This is a genomic window from Pseudomonas sp. NCCP-436 (assembly GCF_019656335.1).
In the GTDB taxonomy this organism is placed as follows: Bacteria; Pseudomonadota; Gammaproteobacteria; order Pseudomonadales; family Pseudomonadaceae; genus Aquipseudomonas.
The window spans coordinates 249124-264726 of record NZ_BPLZ01000004.1; the positions used below are offsets into that span (position 1 = coordinate 249124).

At 62.2% G+C, this 15603-nt stretch carries 16 protein-coding genes; 12 read left to right on the forward strand and 4 right to left on the reverse strand.

Going from position 1 to position 15603, the window contains the following annotated elements; all coding sequences use genetic code 11:
• The first annotated feature begins 137 nt into the window (after nt 1-137).
• The 4 genes from ubiG to NCCP436_RS06950 all read left to right on the forward strand — a co-directional run bounded on the left by ubiG (nt 138) and on the right by NCCP436_RS06950 (nt 3465).
• Nucleotides 138-836 (forward strand): bifunctional 2-polyprenyl-6-hydroxyphenol methylase/3-demethylubiquinol 3-O-methyltransferase UbiG, encoded by a 699-nt coding sequence (gene ubiG, locus NCCP436_RS06935; RefSeq protein ID WP_220803247.1) that lies wholly within the window; start codon nt 138-140, stop codon nt 834-836.
• Nucleotides 836-1507: an N-acetylmuramic acid 6-phosphate phosphatase MupP gene (mupP, locus tag NCCP436_RS06940; RefSeq protein WP_220803248.1), complete on the forward strand. Its 672-nt coding sequence runs from the start codon at nt 836-838 to the stop codon at nt 1505-1507. Before ubiG ends, mupP begins: the two co-directional genes overlap by 1 nt.
• A 66-nt stretch (nt 1508-1573) precedes the next feature.
• Complete coding sequence (locus NCCP436_RS06945) at nt 1574-2314, forward strand: YciK family oxidoreductase (protein ID WP_220803249.1); 741 nt, start codon at nt 1574-1576, stop codon at nt 2312-2314.
• 227 nt (nt 2315-2541) lie between these two features.
• Nucleotides 2542-3465 (forward strand): GGDEF domain-containing protein, encoded by a 924-nt coding sequence (locus NCCP436_RS06950; RefSeq protein WP_220803250.1) that lies wholly within the window; start codon nt 2542-2544, stop codon nt 3463-3465.
• Nucleotides 3466-3484: 19 nt separating this feature from the next.
• Here NCCP436_RS06950 and rluB read toward each other — a convergent pair whose 3' ends face one another.
• Nucleotides 3485-4579: a 23S rRNA pseudouridine(2605) synthase RluB gene (rluB, locus tag NCCP436_RS06955; RefSeq protein ID WP_220803251.1), complete on the reverse strand. Its 1095-nt coding sequence runs from the start codon at nt 4577-4579 to the stop codon at nt 3485-3487.
• A gap of 245 nt (nt 4580-4824) precedes the next feature.
• On the opposite strand from rluB, the gene NCCP436_RS06960 reads away from it, so the two are divergent.
• Complete coding sequence (locus tag NCCP436_RS06960) at nt 4825-5400, forward strand: PQQ-dependent catabolism-associated CXXCW motif protein (RefSeq protein WP_220803252.1); 576 nt, start codon at nt 4825-4827, stop codon at nt 5398-5400.
• Nucleotides 5401-5423: 23 nt separating this feature from the next.
• Entirely contained in the window at nt 5424-6089 is a 666-nt protein-coding gene (locus NCCP436_RS06965) for a response regulator transcription factor (RefSeq protein ID WP_220803253.1), read from the forward strand.
• A 75-nt stretch (nt 6090-6164) separates the two neighbouring features.
• On the opposite strand, the gene NCCP436_RS06970 is transcribed toward NCCP436_RS06965, so the two are convergent.
• The 3 genes from NCCP436_RS06970 to pedF form a co-directional block, all read right to left on the reverse strand.
• Nucleotides 6165-7094, reverse strand: a complete 930-nt coding sequence (locus NCCP436_RS06970) for a quinoprotein relay system zinc metallohydrolase 1 (protein WP_220803254.1) — start codon at nt 7092-7094, stop codon at nt 6165-6167.
• Between the two features lie 245 nt (nt 7095-7339).
• Nucleotides 7340-8089 (reverse strand): quinoprotein dehydrogenase-associated SoxYZ-like carrier, encoded by a 750-nt coding sequence (locus NCCP436_RS06975; protein WP_220803255.1) that lies wholly within the window; start codon nt 8087-8089, stop codon nt 7340-7342.
• Between the two features lie 80 nt (nt 8090-8169).
• Nucleotides 8170-8589 carry a cytochrome c-550 PedF gene (gene pedF / locus NCCP436_RS06980; RefSeq protein WP_220803256.1) on the reverse strand — a complete coding sequence of 140 codons (420 nt, stop codon included), beginning with the start codon at nt 8587-8589 and terminating at the stop codon, nt 8170-8172.
• A 292-nt stretch (nt 8590-8881) separates the two neighbouring features.
• Here pedF and exaA point away from each other — a divergent pair, with 292 nt between their 5' ends.
• The 6 genes from exaA to NCCP436_RS07010 all read left to right on the forward strand — a co-directional run bounded on the left by exaA (nt 8882) and on the right by NCCP436_RS07010 (nt 15591).
• Entirely contained in the window at nt 8882-10744 is a 1863-nt protein-coding gene (gene exaA / locus NCCP436_RS06985) for a quinoprotein ethanol dehydrogenase (RefSeq protein WP_220803257.1), read from the forward strand.
• A gap of 116 nt (nt 10745-10860) precedes the next feature.
• Complete coding sequence (locus NCCP436_RS06990; protein ID WP_220803258.1) at nt 10861-11514, forward strand: pentapeptide repeat-containing protein; 654 nt, start codon at nt 10861-10863, stop codon at nt 11512-11514.
• A 274-nt stretch (nt 11515-11788) separates the two neighbouring features.
• Complete coding sequence (locus NCCP436_RS06995; RefSeq protein ID WP_220803259.1) at nt 11789-12703, forward strand: ABC transporter substrate-binding protein; 915 nt, start codon at nt 11789-11791, stop codon at nt 12701-12703.
• On the forward strand, nt 12703-13704 hold the full coding sequence (locus tag NCCP436_RS07000; protein WP_220803260.1) for an iron ABC transporter permease: 1002 nt from the start codon (nt 12703-12705) through the stop codon (nt 13702-13704). The genes NCCP436_RS06995 and NCCP436_RS07000 overlap by 1 nt, the downstream gene beginning before the upstream one ends.
• 1 nt (nt 13705) lies before the next feature.
• Complete coding sequence (locus tag NCCP436_RS07005) at nt 13706-14770, forward strand: iron chelate uptake ABC transporter family permease subunit (protein ID WP_220803261.1); 1065 nt, start codon at nt 13706-13708, stop codon at nt 14768-14770.
• Nucleotides 14767-15591 (forward strand): ABC transporter ATP-binding protein, encoded by an 825-nt coding sequence (locus NCCP436_RS07010; RefSeq protein WP_220803262.1) that lies wholly within the window; start codon nt 14767-14769, stop codon nt 15589-15591. Before NCCP436_RS07005 ends, NCCP436_RS07010 begins: the two co-directional genes overlap by 4 nt.
• Nucleotides 15592-15603 lie beyond the last annotated feature (12 nt).

Below are 15603 nucleotides of genomic sequence, written 5' to 3' on the forward strand. Positions count from 1 at the left end.
GACAACAGCAACGCACGGTGACAGCCAGCGTCCTGCGACAAACTGACATATATTGATCCAGCCCGCGCCGCCCCACACCGGGCGCCAAACTGGCAACATGGCGCGATACGCTTTTCCTGCTTTTAAAAGAGATGCTTATGAGCAATGTGGACCGCGCCGAAATCGCCAAATTCGAGGCACTGGCACACCGTTGGTGGGATCGCGAAAGCGAGTTCAAGCCCCTTCACGACATTAACCCTCTGCGGGTCAACTGGATCGACGAGCGTATCGGCCTGGCCGGCAAACGAGTGCTCGACGTTGGCTGCGGCGGCGGCATTCTCAGCGAGGCCATGGCCCTGCGCGGGGCTCAGGTAACTGGTATCGACATGGGCGAGGCACCGCTCTCGGTGGCCCGACTGCACCAGTTGGAATCCGGGGTTGAGGTGGAGTACCGGCAGGTCACCGCCGAGGAGCTGGCCGAGGAAATGCCTGGCCAGTTCGACGTGGTTACCTGCCTGGAAATGCTTGAGCACGTGCCCGATCCGGCCTCGGTAATCCGGGCCTGCCACAGGCTGGTCAAACCCGGCGGCCAGGTATTTTTCTCCACGATCAACCGCAACCCGAAATCCTACCTGTTTGCGGTAATCGGAGCCGAATACATCCTGCGCCTGTTGCCACGCGGCACACATGACTTCAAGAAGTTCATCCGCCCCTCCGAACTGGGCGCCTGGAGCCGCGCTGCCGGACTGGAGGTCAAGGACATCATCGGCCTGACCTACAACCCGCTGACCAGGCACTACAGGCTGGAAGCCGATGTCGACGTCAACTACATGATTCAGACACTGAGAAAAGACTGATGCGCCTACGTGCTGTACTGTTCGACATGGACGGCACCCTGCTGGACTCGGCGCCGGACTTCATCGCCATCACCCAGGCCATGCGCAGCGAGCGCGGCCTGCCGCGGCTGCCAGACAAAACCATCCGCGATCAGGTTTCCGGCGGTGCCCGTGCCATGGTGGCCTGCGCCTTCGATGCGGCACCGGACTCCGCCGATTTCGAAGCGCTGCGGCTGGAATTCCTTGAGCGCTACCAGGCTCATTGCGCAGTTTTCACCCAGCCCTTCGACGGCATCGAGCAACTGCTGACTGATATCGAGCAGGCCGGCCTGCTCTGGGGCGTGGCCACCAACAAACCGCTGCGCTATGCCGAACCGATCATGCAGCAGCTTGGCCTGGCCGAACGCTCGGCAGTACTGGTCTGCCCTGATCATGTCGAACGAAGCAAACCCGCTCCGGACATGCTGCTGCTCGCCTGCGAGCAGATGGGCGTGCAACCGGAGCAGGTGCTGTTCATCGGTGACGATGCCCGCGACATCGACTCCGGACGCGCCGCTGGCTGCCGTACCGCTGCGGTAAGCTATGGTTATATCCATCCTGAGGACAACCCGCGTAACTGGGGTGCCGACGTGGTCGTTGATCAGCCTCACGAACTGCGTGCGGTTATTGACCGCGCCCTGTGCAGCTGCTGAGGCACTGCTACATATTGTTGTTCGACGCCTGCCAGCCTGGATGGCAGGCTCCGAAGGAGAAAATGCATGTTCGATTACAGTGCCCGCCCGGATCTGCTTAAGGGTCGGGTCATCCTGGTCACCGGTGCCGGTCGTGGCATCGGTGCTGCCGCCGCCAAAACTTTCGCCGCCCATGGCGCCACCGTCCTGCTACTGGGCAAGACCGAAGCCAACCTGAGCCAGATCTACGACGAGATCGAGGCAGCCGGCCATCCGCAACCGGTGGTCATTCCCTTCAATCTGGAAACCGCCCTGCCGCACCAGTACGACGAACTGGCGGTGATGATCGAGAACGAGTTCGGTCGCCTCGACGGCCTGCTGCACAACGCCTCGATCCTCGGCCCGCGCACACCGCTGGAACAGCTTTCGGGCGACAACTTCATGCGCGTAATGCATGTGAACGTCAACGCCATGTTCATGCTCAGCAGTACTCTGCTGCCGCTGCTCAAGCTTTCCGAAGATGCCTCGGTGGTCTTCACCTCCAGCAGTGTGGGTAGAAAAGGCCGTGCTTACTGGGGGGCCTACGCGGTATCCAAATTCGCCACCGAAGGACTGATGCAGGTGATGGCCGACGAGCTGGACGGAATCAGTAACGTGCGCGCCAACAGCGTCAACCCGGGCGCCACCCGCACAGCCATGCGCGCTCAGGCCTATCCGGGTGAAAATCCGGCATCCAGACCGTTACCGGAAGAGATCATGCCGGTCTATCTCTATCTCATGGGCCCGGACAGCAAGAACGTCAACGGCCAGGCTCTGGACGCCCAGTAGGATGCCCGCCCCGGGGTATAGCTCCGGGGCGTCGGAAATCCGCCACCTCCCCAAGCTGACAGAAGCATTCGCCATTATCAGCGTCAGACAACCGGCGACATCTCTGCTGAAATCCTAAAGTCAAAAAATAACCAATTGATTTAAAAGGATTTTTTATAAAAAAATAGCCTGGCATGGATTTCGCTAACCCCTCTTTGTCGCATTATCGCGTCAGAGGTTTAGCAACCATGGTTCCCCCCAGCCGTTCCAACACCATCGACTTCGACAGCGCCAGGCTGCAGCGTCTCGGCCTCGGCAGCACCTGCCATCTGCCCCTACAGGTCAACAGCCTGGCAGAACTGCGGCACTTGCTGGGCCTGCAGTTGCAGACCAGCCTGGAGGTCGAGCGCATTCTTACTCTGTTCTTCACCGGCGTGCAGCGTCTGGTGCCACTGGATGCGCTGGCCTATCTGCACCCCGTACAGGACGTGCGGCTGGAGCTGGGTGAGCGCGCCAGTCATTCGGCCAGCTATCGCCTGAGCCACGAAGGAGAGTATCTCGGCGAGCTGATCTTCCGCCGCCAAAAACGCTTCAGCGAGCAAGAGCTCGCCCAGCTGGAATCCCTGCTGGCCAGCCTGCTGTACCCTCTGCGCAATGCCTTGCTCTACCGAAGCGCCCTGCAGAGCGCTCTGCGCGACCCCTTGACCAATGCCGGCAATCGCATTGCCATGGATCAGGCTCTGCAGCGTGAAGTGGATCTGGCGCGACGAAACCTGCATCCACTGTCATTGCTGATGGTGGATATCGATCACTTTAAATCGATCAACGACAGCTACGGCCACGCAATGGGCGATGAAGTACTCAAGGCCATTGCTCAGACGCTGAAAAGCCAGTTGCGCAACATCGACATGGTGTTCCGCTATGGCGGTGAGGAGTTTCTGATACTGCTTTCCGGAACCAGCCGGGAGGGCGCAGCCCTGGTGGGCGAACGCCTTCGCATGGCGGCAATGCAGATGCAGGACAAACACCCGGAATTGCCGGAGGTATCCATCAGCCTGGGCTGCGCCAGCCTGCTGCCGGGCGAGTCCGCCGACAGCCTGCTGCGCCGCGCCGACATGGCCCTCTACGTGGCCAAGCGCGAAGGGCGCAACCGCCTGACCATGGCCGGCTAAACGCCGGCCGTATCTGGCCTCAGCGCTTGCGGCCGAATCCCGGACGCTGTCCCTCGCCTGCCGGCGGACGCTTGCCAGACGGCAGCGGACGCGGCTTGCGCGCCGGTCGATCGGCCACTTCCACGGCAGGACGCGGCTGACGCTTCTTCACATCCGCCGGACGCTCGGCGACCGGAGTACCACGCCCACTGCCACGTCGCTCCCCAGTCTCCCCCCGCGCGGCACGAGGTTCGTCTTTGGCAGGACGCAAAACGCGCTTGCCACGGCCTTCCACCGGCTTGGCCGATTTGCGCTGCAAACGATCGAGCTTCTCACGCAGTTTTTCCTTCATCACGGGCAACGGCTGCGGTGCCAACCCGACCTCTGCACTGAGAATGTCTACCTCGCGCTGATCCATCTCGCGCCAGCGGCCCATGGTCAGCTCCGAAGTGAGGAACACCGGACCGAAGCGTACGCGCTTGAGACGACTGACCACCAGGCCCTGGGACTCCCACAAGCGGCGCACTTCGCGGTTACGCCCCTCCATCACCACACAGTGATACCAGCGGTTGAGTCCCTCGCCGCCCGGTGCTTCCTTGATGTCGGTAAAACGGGCAGGACCGTCTTCGAGCATCACCCCGTTCTTGAGGTTCTCCAGCATTTCCTCGGTGACCTCCCCGCGCACACGTACCGCGTATTCGCGATCCATCTGGTAGGACGGGTGCATCAGACGGTTGGCCAGTTCCCCGTCAGTGGTGAACAGCAGCAAGCCGGTGGTATTGATGTCCAGGCGACCGATATTGATCCAGCGGCCCTCGCGCGGGTGCGGCAGACGGTCAAACACCGTTGGCCGGCCCTCCGGATCGTCACGAGTGCAGATCTCGCCGTCCGGCTTGTTGTAGATCAGCACGCGGCGCACCGTAGCGGTGATTTCCTCGCGCTTGAGCAGACGCCCGTCGAGCGCGATGGCATCCTGGCTGACGACGCGCTGGCCCAGAGCAGCAGGCACACCATTGACCTTTACACGGCCTTCGCCGATCCAGGCCTCGATCTCGCGGCGCGAGCCCAGGCCCATGCGGGCCAGGACCTTCTGCAGTTTTTCGCCCACTGGGCGCTGGAGTTCATGCTCGGTCATCGTGGGCACCTCCCGGTGTAGTAAAGGCATGATTCATGGCGCGCGCATCATACGCGCAGTCAGCATCATAGGGTAGACGAGCCTTGGCCGGGGCGACGCCACAAGCAGTGAATATTGCATCAGGGCGTCCCGGCGCAGCACCACGAACCTACTACTTTAGTACCGGTTTTGCTCACCAATGTAGAATTCCCAAGCCTGCGACCATCGCCTGTAATACCGGGACAACAATAAGTAGAGACCGTGCCATGAAGTATCCTCTGCCCTTTCGTGCAGGTTGGCTGATCGCGTCCGTACTCTTGGCCTGCAGCGCCCGGGCCGAAGCGCTGTTCGATGCCGAAGGCTATCGCAGCAGCCAGTACCGCAGCCCTACTCCCTTAAGCCTGGAAGGTGTACAGGTCGTCGATACCTCCCGCCTGCAGCACTTGCTTGAACAACAACCGCGCCCTCTGCTGGTCGACGTCTATCGACGTCCCTGGGTGCACGGCCGCTTCGTCGAGGACAGCCCACACGCCAACGTACCCGGTAGCCTCTGGCTGGCCAATACCGGTGACGGCAACCTTGCACCTCTGTGGCAACGCTACTTCCACCACCATCTGGAGCAGGCCAGTGGTGGTGACCAGCAGTACCCTGTGGTGTTTTACTGCCGATCCGACTGCTGGCTGAGCTGGAACGCCGCACGTCGTGCCCATGCCATGGGTTACACGCGGCTCTACTGGTATCGTGACGGCATCGATGCCTGGGAGCAGGCTGGCCTGCCTCTGGTACATGCCGAGCCAGCCGAACTGCCCGCCGCTTTGCTGCCCTCCACTGTCACCCCATAATCACAGCAACGAGGTGAAAGGCCATGTACAAGATTTTGATTGCCGATGATCATCCGCTGTTTCGTGAAGCCATCCACAATGTGATCGCCGACGGCTTTCCCGGCAGCGAGATCATGGAAACCGCAGACCTGGACAGTGCCTTGGCGCTGACCCAGGAACACGACGACCTGGATCTGATTCTGCTCGACCTGAATATGCCCGGCATGCACGGTCTGGGTGGCCTGATGAACCTGCGCAACGAGGCGCCGACCATTCCGGTGGTGATTGTCTCTGCCGAGCAGGACAAACAGATTGTCTTGCAGGCCATTACCTACGGCGCAGTGGGCTTCATCACCAAGTCCTCGCCACGGGGCCAGATGACCGAGGCCATCGCCCAGATCCTCGACGGCAACGTCTACCTGCCACCGGACATCATCCGCTCGCAGCGCAGTAGCAGTTCACGCCAACACACCGACAGTCACAGCATCCCCCCGGAACTGCTGCAGGCACTGACCCGCAAACAGCTGCTGGTACTCGAACGCATGACCAAGGGAGAATCGAACAAGCAGATCGCCTACAGCCTGGATATCGCCGAAACCACCGTCAAGGCGCATGTTTCCGCGATCCTGCGCAAACTGGGCGTGCATAACCGCGTCCAGGCCATTCTCTCGGCCGGAGACATCGACTTCGCCTCCTACCTACGGCGCTGAAGCAACGCAAAGGCCCCGCCTTTACGGCGGGGCAACCTATTTTTGACAGCCGAATGGCAACCGTGCCGTCTCTTTTTATGGCTGATCGGCTCGGGGCAGTGCCTGACGCTCGTAACGCGGATAGAGGTGGGTAACACTACGAATCAGCTCATAACGCGACAGACTGACCTGGGCAAAACGCTCCGGAATGGGTGCTCGGATCAGCTCATTCATCTCGGCGCCCTGCTCGGCGCCCTGACGCAGAAGGCCGTCAAGCCAACTCAGATAGTCGCGCATCTGGGTAAATGGCTCTGCGTTATCCGTCACGGGGCCATGCCCGGGCACCAGCAAACGCCACGGCAAATTCTCCAGACGCTGCAAATCGGCCAGCCAGGTTTCCAGACCCGGAGTGTTTGGGGTAGTCAGTGCCCTCTGATAAAACAGCAGATCACCAGCAAACAGTACACCGGTCTGCTCATCGAGAATTGCCAGATCCGCACCGGTATGACCGCTTAGCGCCAGCAGTTGCAGGCGTCGCCCACCAATCTCCAGCGCTCCCTCATTCACCTCCTGAGTCGGCAATACCACCTCGGTACCGCGCATCCAGTCACCAACCAGACGATACATATTCTCGGCCATGGCATCCCCCTGCTCGGCCAGCAGACGGGTTGTGGCAGGCAGCGCAGCAATGGGCACATCGCTAAAAGCCTGATTGCCCAAGACATGATCCGGGTGATGGTGAGTCAGCAGCACCAGCTGAACAGACTTATCGGTAGTTTGCGCGATGCTATGGCGCAGGGCCTCGCCATAGCGGCGCGAAGGCCCGCTGTCGATCACCACCACGCCATCGCGGGTTTCGATAAAGCCAATGTTGACGATATTGCCACCGTTATCCGGGGCAAAATTGTCAGTGCTGCCCTCCAGCAACCACACCCCCTCTGCGATCTGGCGTGGCTGCAGGCGGTAGTCAAGCGCGGCCTGAGCCAGCCCGGTGGTAAACAACAGCAAAAGCGTTATCCAGCGCATGCTTCTCTCCTTGGGAATGATTCGTTGCAGGAAACGCGTTCTCGCGGCCGACGGGGAAACCGCCCTTGCTGCGTTGCTCCGGGTATCGCTTCGTCCGGCGCAGGACTCCTGCGTCAAAGCCACTCAACTGTAGGAGTCGCGATCTTGCGGTGAACGGGGTAATCCACCTTGACGGCGTCGTCTCTTGCGAGCGCTTGCCCGAAAGCCGGCTTCTACGCCAACCCAAAGTACAGCCCAGGCATCATTTAGAAACTGGCCTGAAACTCGTTGCCATTGTTGTCGCGCAACCACAGCTCGGCCTGCTGGTCGCCACGCAGGTCGAAGGTCAGTGTCGGGTTCTCGCTGACGGCCGGAAACAGTTCGATTCTTCCCAGTACCTGACCGTCCTGGCTGCGCAGCTCCGCCTTCTCAAGGAAAAACTCGGGAATTCCGCCAACCAGGCCATTGTCCATGGGGTGCGAAACCTGAAGGCGCAGACGGCTTTCACCACCGCGCTGGAAACGCTTGCCCAGTACCTGCCCCAGGCGCTCTTCCCAACCGGCTTCGGCCCTTACCACGCTGGGCGCAGTGCAGCCGCCGCCTGCAGCTTCAACCCGCACCGAGCCGATGTGCCAGATACCATCATCGGTCAGCACTGCGGCACGGATCGGCGTAGCCTGCTCGACCCGAATACGCACGGCCAGCCGAGGGAGAACCTGCTCGCCCGGGGCAAAATCGAAGATTCGCGGAATGGGATTGAGTTCAGCCCAGGCCAGCATGCGCCGAACCTTGCCGTCATAGGCACTGGCATCGATCTGGATAGGCACCTGTCGCGCGTCCTCAGCAAAGGGCGGCGCCTCAAGGCGAATCTGCTCGTCGAACACGAAGGGCTCACCATCCAGCAGGCGCTGGTGATAGTAGCTCCACATGGCCGAGCCCAGCGGATCAGGAGCCGCCGCCTGCGCCTCCCCCCCCCAGGCAAGCAGTACCGACAATATCAGGCCACGCCAATCCATCGTCGCTCCTAAGCAGCCTTTAAAAGCGCTGCTCGCTACATCAATGCCGCGAAAGTCCCACAAGAACAGCAGGACTGCTCCTATTCCTCGATATGAACGCTTTCAAGGTAACTACGCACCGCCCACAGCGCTTCCTGGCTGAGGAAGTTGGCCATCTTCGGCATGTACACGCGCCCGTCACGCACGGCCCCGTTGATTACGCGCTCCTTGAACCACTCATCACCGCTGGCTCCCGGCTCCAGCAAACGCAGATCCGGCGCAATGCCACCAGACTTGGCCTCCAGACCATGGCAGGCAGCGCAGTTCTGGTTGTAGGCCGAAGCACCAATCTCAATGGCGCGAGCATTGCCCCGGTAGGGGTTCTCATCCAGCCATTCTTCACCCAGGGGCTCCAGGCCTTCTGTATTGACCGCCTGCGGCACCACGTCACCGTGCGCCCAGATGCTGGTCGACGCGGCGAGCAGCACCAGCGCCAGGGTGGATTGAATTTTCTTCTTCATGGCTAGGGACCTCATCAAATGCACGCAAGACAGCCCATTCAGAGCACGTGGCAGCCATCTTAAAAAGGCCAAGCCAGGCGCCGAATGCTGCTTTGGTGGTCGCGATCTAGTCCCTTGGTAGTAGGGCTTGGGAGGGAGTTCGGCTGATGCCTTGGCAGCAAGGCCAAGTCATGCCCCAACCGGGAAATCATCCCGGCAAAGTCGGGAATTTTTCCGTAGGCGCAAAGTGGCCCCGGTTCCACCATCAACCTGCCACTGCGGCGACCTATCACATCCAATGGGAAGCACAACGATGACAACAAGAAACCTACCCAGCACTCCGCGCCCCCTGGCGCTCGCACTGATGCTGGCCGGCGGCCTGGCATTGAGTTCCGGGCTGCAGGCCAAGCCGGTGACCTGGGAAGACATTGCCAACGACCACCTCACCACCCACAACGTGCTGCAGTACGGCATGGGCACCAACGCCCAGCGCTGGAGCCCGCTGGCAAAGGTGAATACTGAAAACGTCTTCAAGCTGACTCCGGCCTGGAGCTACTCCTTCGGTGACGAGAAGCAGCGCGGACAGGAATCACAAGCCATCATCCACGATGGCGTGGTCTACGTGACCGGTTCCTACTCCCGTGTCTTTGCTCTTGATGCCAAGACCGGTCAGCGGCTGTGGACGTACAGCCACCGCCTGCCGGACGATATCCGTCCGTGCTGCGACGTGGTCAACCGTGGCGCCGCCATCTACGGCGACAAGATCTACTTCGGCACTCTCGACGCCCGCGTCGTGGCGCTGAACAAGGACACCGGCAAGGTAGTCTGGAACAAGAAATTCGGCGATCACGCAGCCGGCTACACCATGACCGGCGCGCCGACTATCGTGAAAGACCAGAAAACCGGCAAGGTGCTACTGATCCACGGCAGCTCCGGTGACGAGTTCGGCGTGGTCGGCCGCCTGTTCGCCCGTGACCCGGACACCGGCGAGGAAATCTGGATGCGTCCATTTGTCGAAGGCCACATGGGCCGCCTGAACGGCAAGGACAGCACCCCGACCGGCGACATCAAGGCGCCGAGCTGGCCGGACGATCCCAACAGCCCGACCGGCAAGAAGGAAGCCTGGAGTCAGGGCGGCGGCGCGCCGTGGCAGAGCGCCAGCTTCGATGCCGAAACCAACACCATCATCATCGGCGCGGGCAACCCGGCGCCATGGAACGGCTGGGCACGTACCGCCGACGGTGGCGACCCGAAGGACTACGACAGCCTGTACACCTCCGGCCAGGTTGGCGTCGACCCGACCACCGGTGAAGTGAAGTGGTTCTACCAGCACACTCCGAACGATGCCTGGGACTTCTCCGGCAACAACGAACTGGTGCTGTTCGACTACAAGGACAAGGACGGCAAGGTCACCAAGGCCACCGCACACGCCGACCGCAACGGTTTCTTCTACGTGGTCGACCGTGCCAACGGCAAGCTGAAAAATGCCTTCCCCTTCGTCGACAAGATCACCTGGGCCAGCCACATCGACCTGGAAACCGGTCGCCCGGTGGAAGTCGAGGGCCAGCGTCCGCCGAAGCCGAAGCCCGGCGAATCCAAGGGTGAAGTGGTCGAGGTCTCCCCACCCTTCCTTGGCGGCAAGAACTGGAACCCGATGGCCTACAGCCAGGACACCGGCCTGTTCTACGTACCGGCCAACCACTGGAAAGAGGACTACTGGGCCGAGGAAGCCACCTACAAGAAAGGCTCCGCCTACCTGGGCATGGGCTTCCGCATCAAGCGCCTGTATGACGACCACGTCGGCATTCTGCGTGCGATGAACCCCACCACCGGCAAGGTGGTCTGGGAGCACAAGGAGCGTCTGCCGCTGTGGGCCGGTGTGCTGGCCACCAAGGGCGGTCTGGTGTTCACCGGTACCGGTGACGGCTACTTCAAGGCTTTCGATGCCAAGAACGGCAAGGAGCTGTGGAAGTTCCAGGTCGGCACCGGGATCATCTCTCCGCCCATCACCTGGGAACAGGACGGCGAGCAGTACATCGGCGTGACCGCCGGTTACGGTGGCGCGGTTCCGCTGTGGGGTGGCGACATGGCCGATCTGACCAAGCCGGTCGCCCAGGGCGGTTCCTTCTGGGTATTCAAACTGCCCAGCTGGGACAAAGCCAGCGCCCAGCGCTGAGTCTGGTGCGGGGTGCCTGTCGCACCCCGCTGCCGGCCTTTCGAAACGGCGCCCGCATGGGCGCCGGTTTCGCCTGAAGCTGCATACAGCTCTCCCGTCCCTGTTGAGGTATCGACATGAATTACCTGATTCTGCTCGTTCCGGTTCTACTCCTGGCACTCGGTAGCCACGCCATCGGCGCCGAGGATGACGGCGTTCCACAGATCAACGGCTGCCGCATCGAACCCGACAGCAAGTGCCCCAACGCCGACCTGCGTGGCGCCAAACTAAGCAATCTGGATATGCGCCGCATGGATCTTTCCGGCGCAGATCTTTCCGGTGCGGATCTGCGTCATACCAATCTGGATCTGGCCAATCTGGAGAAAGCCAAACTGCGTGGTGCCAACCTGACCCGCGCCAGTCTGCAGCAAAGCAACCTGCGTCTGGCCGACTTCAGCGGCGCTACCCTGGTAGCCATCAGTGGCTGGGGACTGTTCGCCCAGGCCGCGCAATTCAACGACGCCGACCTGCGCGCAGCCAATCTGGAGTTCGCAAGGATGTCGGCAGCCAAGATGCACAATGCACAGCTTCAGGCAGCCAACCTGGAGATGACCTGGCTAAGCAAGGCTGACCTGAAAGGCGCCCACCTGGAGGATGCCAACCTGCAGGAAGTGAAACTCGGCGGTTCCAATCTGGAGAACGCCAACCTCACCGGTGCCCGCCTCCGTTTCGGCAACTTCCAGGGGGCCAATATGCCCGGCTGCGTTCAGTGCCCCGAGGGCTGGGACTGACCTATCTCGCCGCGCCGGGTATCTCGACCCGGCGCCCTGGCCCTGCAACCACTTCGCCACAGATCAGCATTCAGCCTCGCTGCATGCCAGAAGGGGTAAGTCAGCCCCCCCTCCATCGCCTTCCCGACAATGCATCACGGCAGCGCTCACATGAATGCAATAGCAAACAATTAGTAAACGCAATAGATTTTCATTTGTTTTGATAGTAAAAGATAGCCTGCTTTCAATCCTTGCCCGGCAGTCCGCTGGCTGCCCGCTTAAACTGGAGTCCAGCATGTCTATCTCTTCCTTCCTGCGACAGGTCGCGCTGGCGCTGTCTGCCACAGTTTTCGCCAGCCTTCCTCTGCATGCCGCCGAACGCACCCTGGACACCGCTTACGGCCCTCTGAACCTTGAAGGAACACCACAGCGCGTGGTGGCTCTGGGTGACAGCGCTCTGGATGCGGCGCTGTCGCTTGAGGTGAAACCGGTCGGAACCCTCGCCAGCCGGGGCGGTAACGATGTACCGGAGTACCTCAGGGTCAAAGCCGGGAAAATCACGCTGGTCGGCAGCGTGCGTGAACCCAACCTGGAAGCCATCCTGCGCCTGCAACCGGACTTGATCCTCGCCACCGGCGATCTCTCGCGCGAGCTTTACGCCAAGTTGAGCCTGATTGCACCAACCGTGGTGCCGCGTGGCAACAATTTTGCCGACTGGCGCGAAATCTATGCGACTTACGCCCAGGCTCTTGGCAAGGCAGATGAGGGCCGGCTGCGTCTGGACGAAATCGAGAAACGCAGTGCCGCCCTGCGCGAACGTCTGCCGCAGGGGCTGGAGGTCAGCGTGGTACGCTGGAACCCGCAGGGTCCAGTGATTATGTCCAGTCGTCTGTTTACCGGCCAGTTGCTGGAAAACCTCGGCCTGCGTGCTAACGCTCTGGCTGCCGAGCAGCAAAGCAAGCCTCACAGCGACGTGCTCAGCTTGGAAAACCTGTCGCGCATCAATGCCGACTGGATATTTATCGCCACCCTAAATCCTGATGGCCACACCGCCATGGAAGATGCTCGCAAACAGCCCGCCTTTACCCGCCTAAAAGCCGTAGCCAACGAGCATGTAGTGACAGTCGACGGCCATATCTGGAGCAGCAGCTCAGGCTACCTGGCAGCCAGCCAGATCCTGGATGACCTGGAGAAGGCGCTGCTCGACTGATGCTGACCACCCGCATGCCCATGCCCCGGGCTCTGGCCCTGGGCAGCTTCAGTCTGGCGTTGCTGTGCCTGGCCAGCATGCTGCTGGGCGCCGGAGAGATCGGTATCGGCAGCAGCCTGCAGGCCCTGCTCGGCAAGGCGGACGAAGATGCCCGTTTCATCGTGCTGGAGCTGCGCCTGGCGCGTACCGAGCTGGCCCTGCTGGTCGGTCTGGCACTGGGTGCCGCCGGAGTCCTGCTGCAGGCGGTGACCCGCAACCCGCTGGCCGAGCCCGGCTTGCTCGGAGTCAGCGCCGGTTCCTCATTCGCCGTGGTGATAGCCATCAACCTGGGTGCTTCGGCCGCCGGTCTGCATCTGGGCGTGGCCATGCTGGGCGCCCTTATCGGCTGCTTGCTGGTATTGCTGGTGACCCGTCTGCGCGGAGTAGGCGATGACCCGGTGCGTCTGGTACTGGCCGGTGCGGCCTTCTCCGGCATTCTCGGTGCATTGAGCAGCCTGCTTTTGTTATGGGATCAACGTACCGCCGACGAAATGCGCTTCTGGATCATCGGTGCATTGGCCGGGCGACCGCTGGACACCCTTGACTGGAGCCTGCCAGGCCTGATCGCCGGACTGCTTTTAGCCCTGCTGGTAGTCCGCCCACTGGCAGCACTGGCACTGGGCGAGCGAGTGGCCAGCGGCCTGGGCCATCATCCGCAGTTGACCCGCCTGGGCACGTTGCTGGCAGTGGCGATACTGGTTGGAACCGCCACAGCCGCAGCCGGCCCTATCGCCTTCATCGGCCTGATCGTGCCCTATATAGCCCGCCGCCTGATTGGTTCGGACATCCGTCGTACCCTGGGCCTGAGCATGCTGCTCGGCCCCTGCGTGCTGCTGCTGGCGGACGTTGTCTCGCGTCTGCTGGTACGCCCCTATGAACTGCCGGTAGGCGTGGTAAGCGCCTTTATCGGCGCACCGATCCTGATTGCCGTGGTACGCAGCCACCGCCTGCCGACACTGTGACATGAATCATTCCGCCCCCTTCGTCCTGCATGCGCCAGCCGGCTACTACCTGCTGCGCCTGAGTCGCTACAGCCTGCTACTGCACCGTCGCAGTCTGCTGGTCGGTCTGTTGCTGAGCGCGCTGCTGCTGATCAGCGCAACCGCCATACTGAGTGCCGGTGACGACGCCCTCGGCCCCTGGAACGTCCTGCAGGCGGCGCTCGGCCGCGGCGAACCACTCCAGGTTTTCCTGATTCAGGAGCTGCGTCTGCCACGTCTATTGGCAGGGCTGCTCAGCGGCGCCGCACTGGGAGCCGCCGGCTGCCTGCTGCAGACACTGGCACGCAATCGCCTGGCTACCCCAGGCGTGATCGGCATCGACAACGGCGCCACCGCCTTTGCCGTTGCATCCATTGTCGCCGTCCCCACCAGCCTGGCGCCCTCGGCGCTGGCGTTGAGCGGCGCCGCCACGGCCGCCGTACTAACCTTCGCTCTGGCCGCAGGTGGCGGTGCCCGCGGCTACCGTTTCATCGTCGTCGGTATTGCCGTCGGTGCGCTATTTGGCGCCCTGACCAACCTGATGCTGGCCCGCAGCGACATGGATGCGGCCAACGCCGCCTATCCCTGGACTGTCGGCAGTCTCAATGCCCGCCCAGCCGATTCGGTAATGCTGCTGGCCATCGGCCTGGCAAGCGGGTTGCCGCTGGCCAGGCTGCTGGTCAATGCGCTGACGCTGATGCGTTTCTCCGACAGCGTCGCCATTGGCCTTGGTGTTCGCCTGCAACGCATGCGCTTGCTGACCCTGGCTTTGTGTGTATGGCTGACGGCACTGGCGGTCGCCGTGGTCGGCCCGGTCGGCCTGATCGCCCTCGCCGCACCAGAAATGGCGCGCCACCTGTGTAGCCGTCACGGCGTGCCGGTAATCAACGCTGCGCTGTCCGGGGCGTTGATGATGATTCTTGCTGACTGGCTTGGGCGCAGCCTGCTGGCTCCCATCGAGATCCCGGTCGGGATCATCACCGCCGTAGTCGGCGGCCCCTTCCTGCTTTGGATTCTTCTGCGCCAGACACCTCGGAGTTCGACATGAGCCTGCCTTCCTCCCTGCTCGGCCACGCCAGCCAACCGGATGTACGCCTGCAAGCCCGCGATCTGAGTCTGGACTACGAACGCACACGGATCATCGACGGGCTGAATCTGGAGATCCCCAGAGGCCAGGTCAGCGCCATCGTCGGCCCCAATGGCTGCGGCAAGTCCACCTTGCTGGCGGGCCTGGCCCGGCTGCACAAACCCAGCGCCGGTGCCGTGCTGCTCGATGGCAAAGTCATCAGCAGCCTGCCCTCGCGCGAGGTGGCCCGACGACTCGCCCTGCTGCCGCAGGATGCCAGCGCGCCCGACGGACTGACGGTCAGCGAGCTGATCCGCTTTGGCCGTCAGCCGCACCAGAGCCTGCTGCGCCAATGGAGCGAGGAAGATCAGGCCATCGTCGAGGCTGCGCTGGCCGCCGCAGATTTGCTGGAGCTGGCGGATCGGCCGCTGGAATCCATGTCCGGTGGCCAGCGGCAGCGGGCCTGGATCGCCATGGCCATCGCCCAGGCCACCCCGCTGCTGCTGCTCGACGAGCCCACCTCGGCGCTGGATCTGGGCCATCAGATCGAGGTTTTCGAGCTGATCCACCAGCTTGCGGCAGCCGGCAAGACCGTCGTCATGGTGGTGCACGACCTGTCCAGCGCCTGCCGCTACGCCGACCATCTGATCGCCATGCAACAGGGACGGATCATCGCCAGCGGTCGACCGGAGGAAATCGTCACCAGCGAACTGGTGGAACAGCTGTACGGCGTACGCTGCACCCTGCTGCGTGACCCGCTGAGCGGTACCCCGGTAATCGCCGGAATCAGCCGGCTCGCCTAGCCGCTCGAGGCT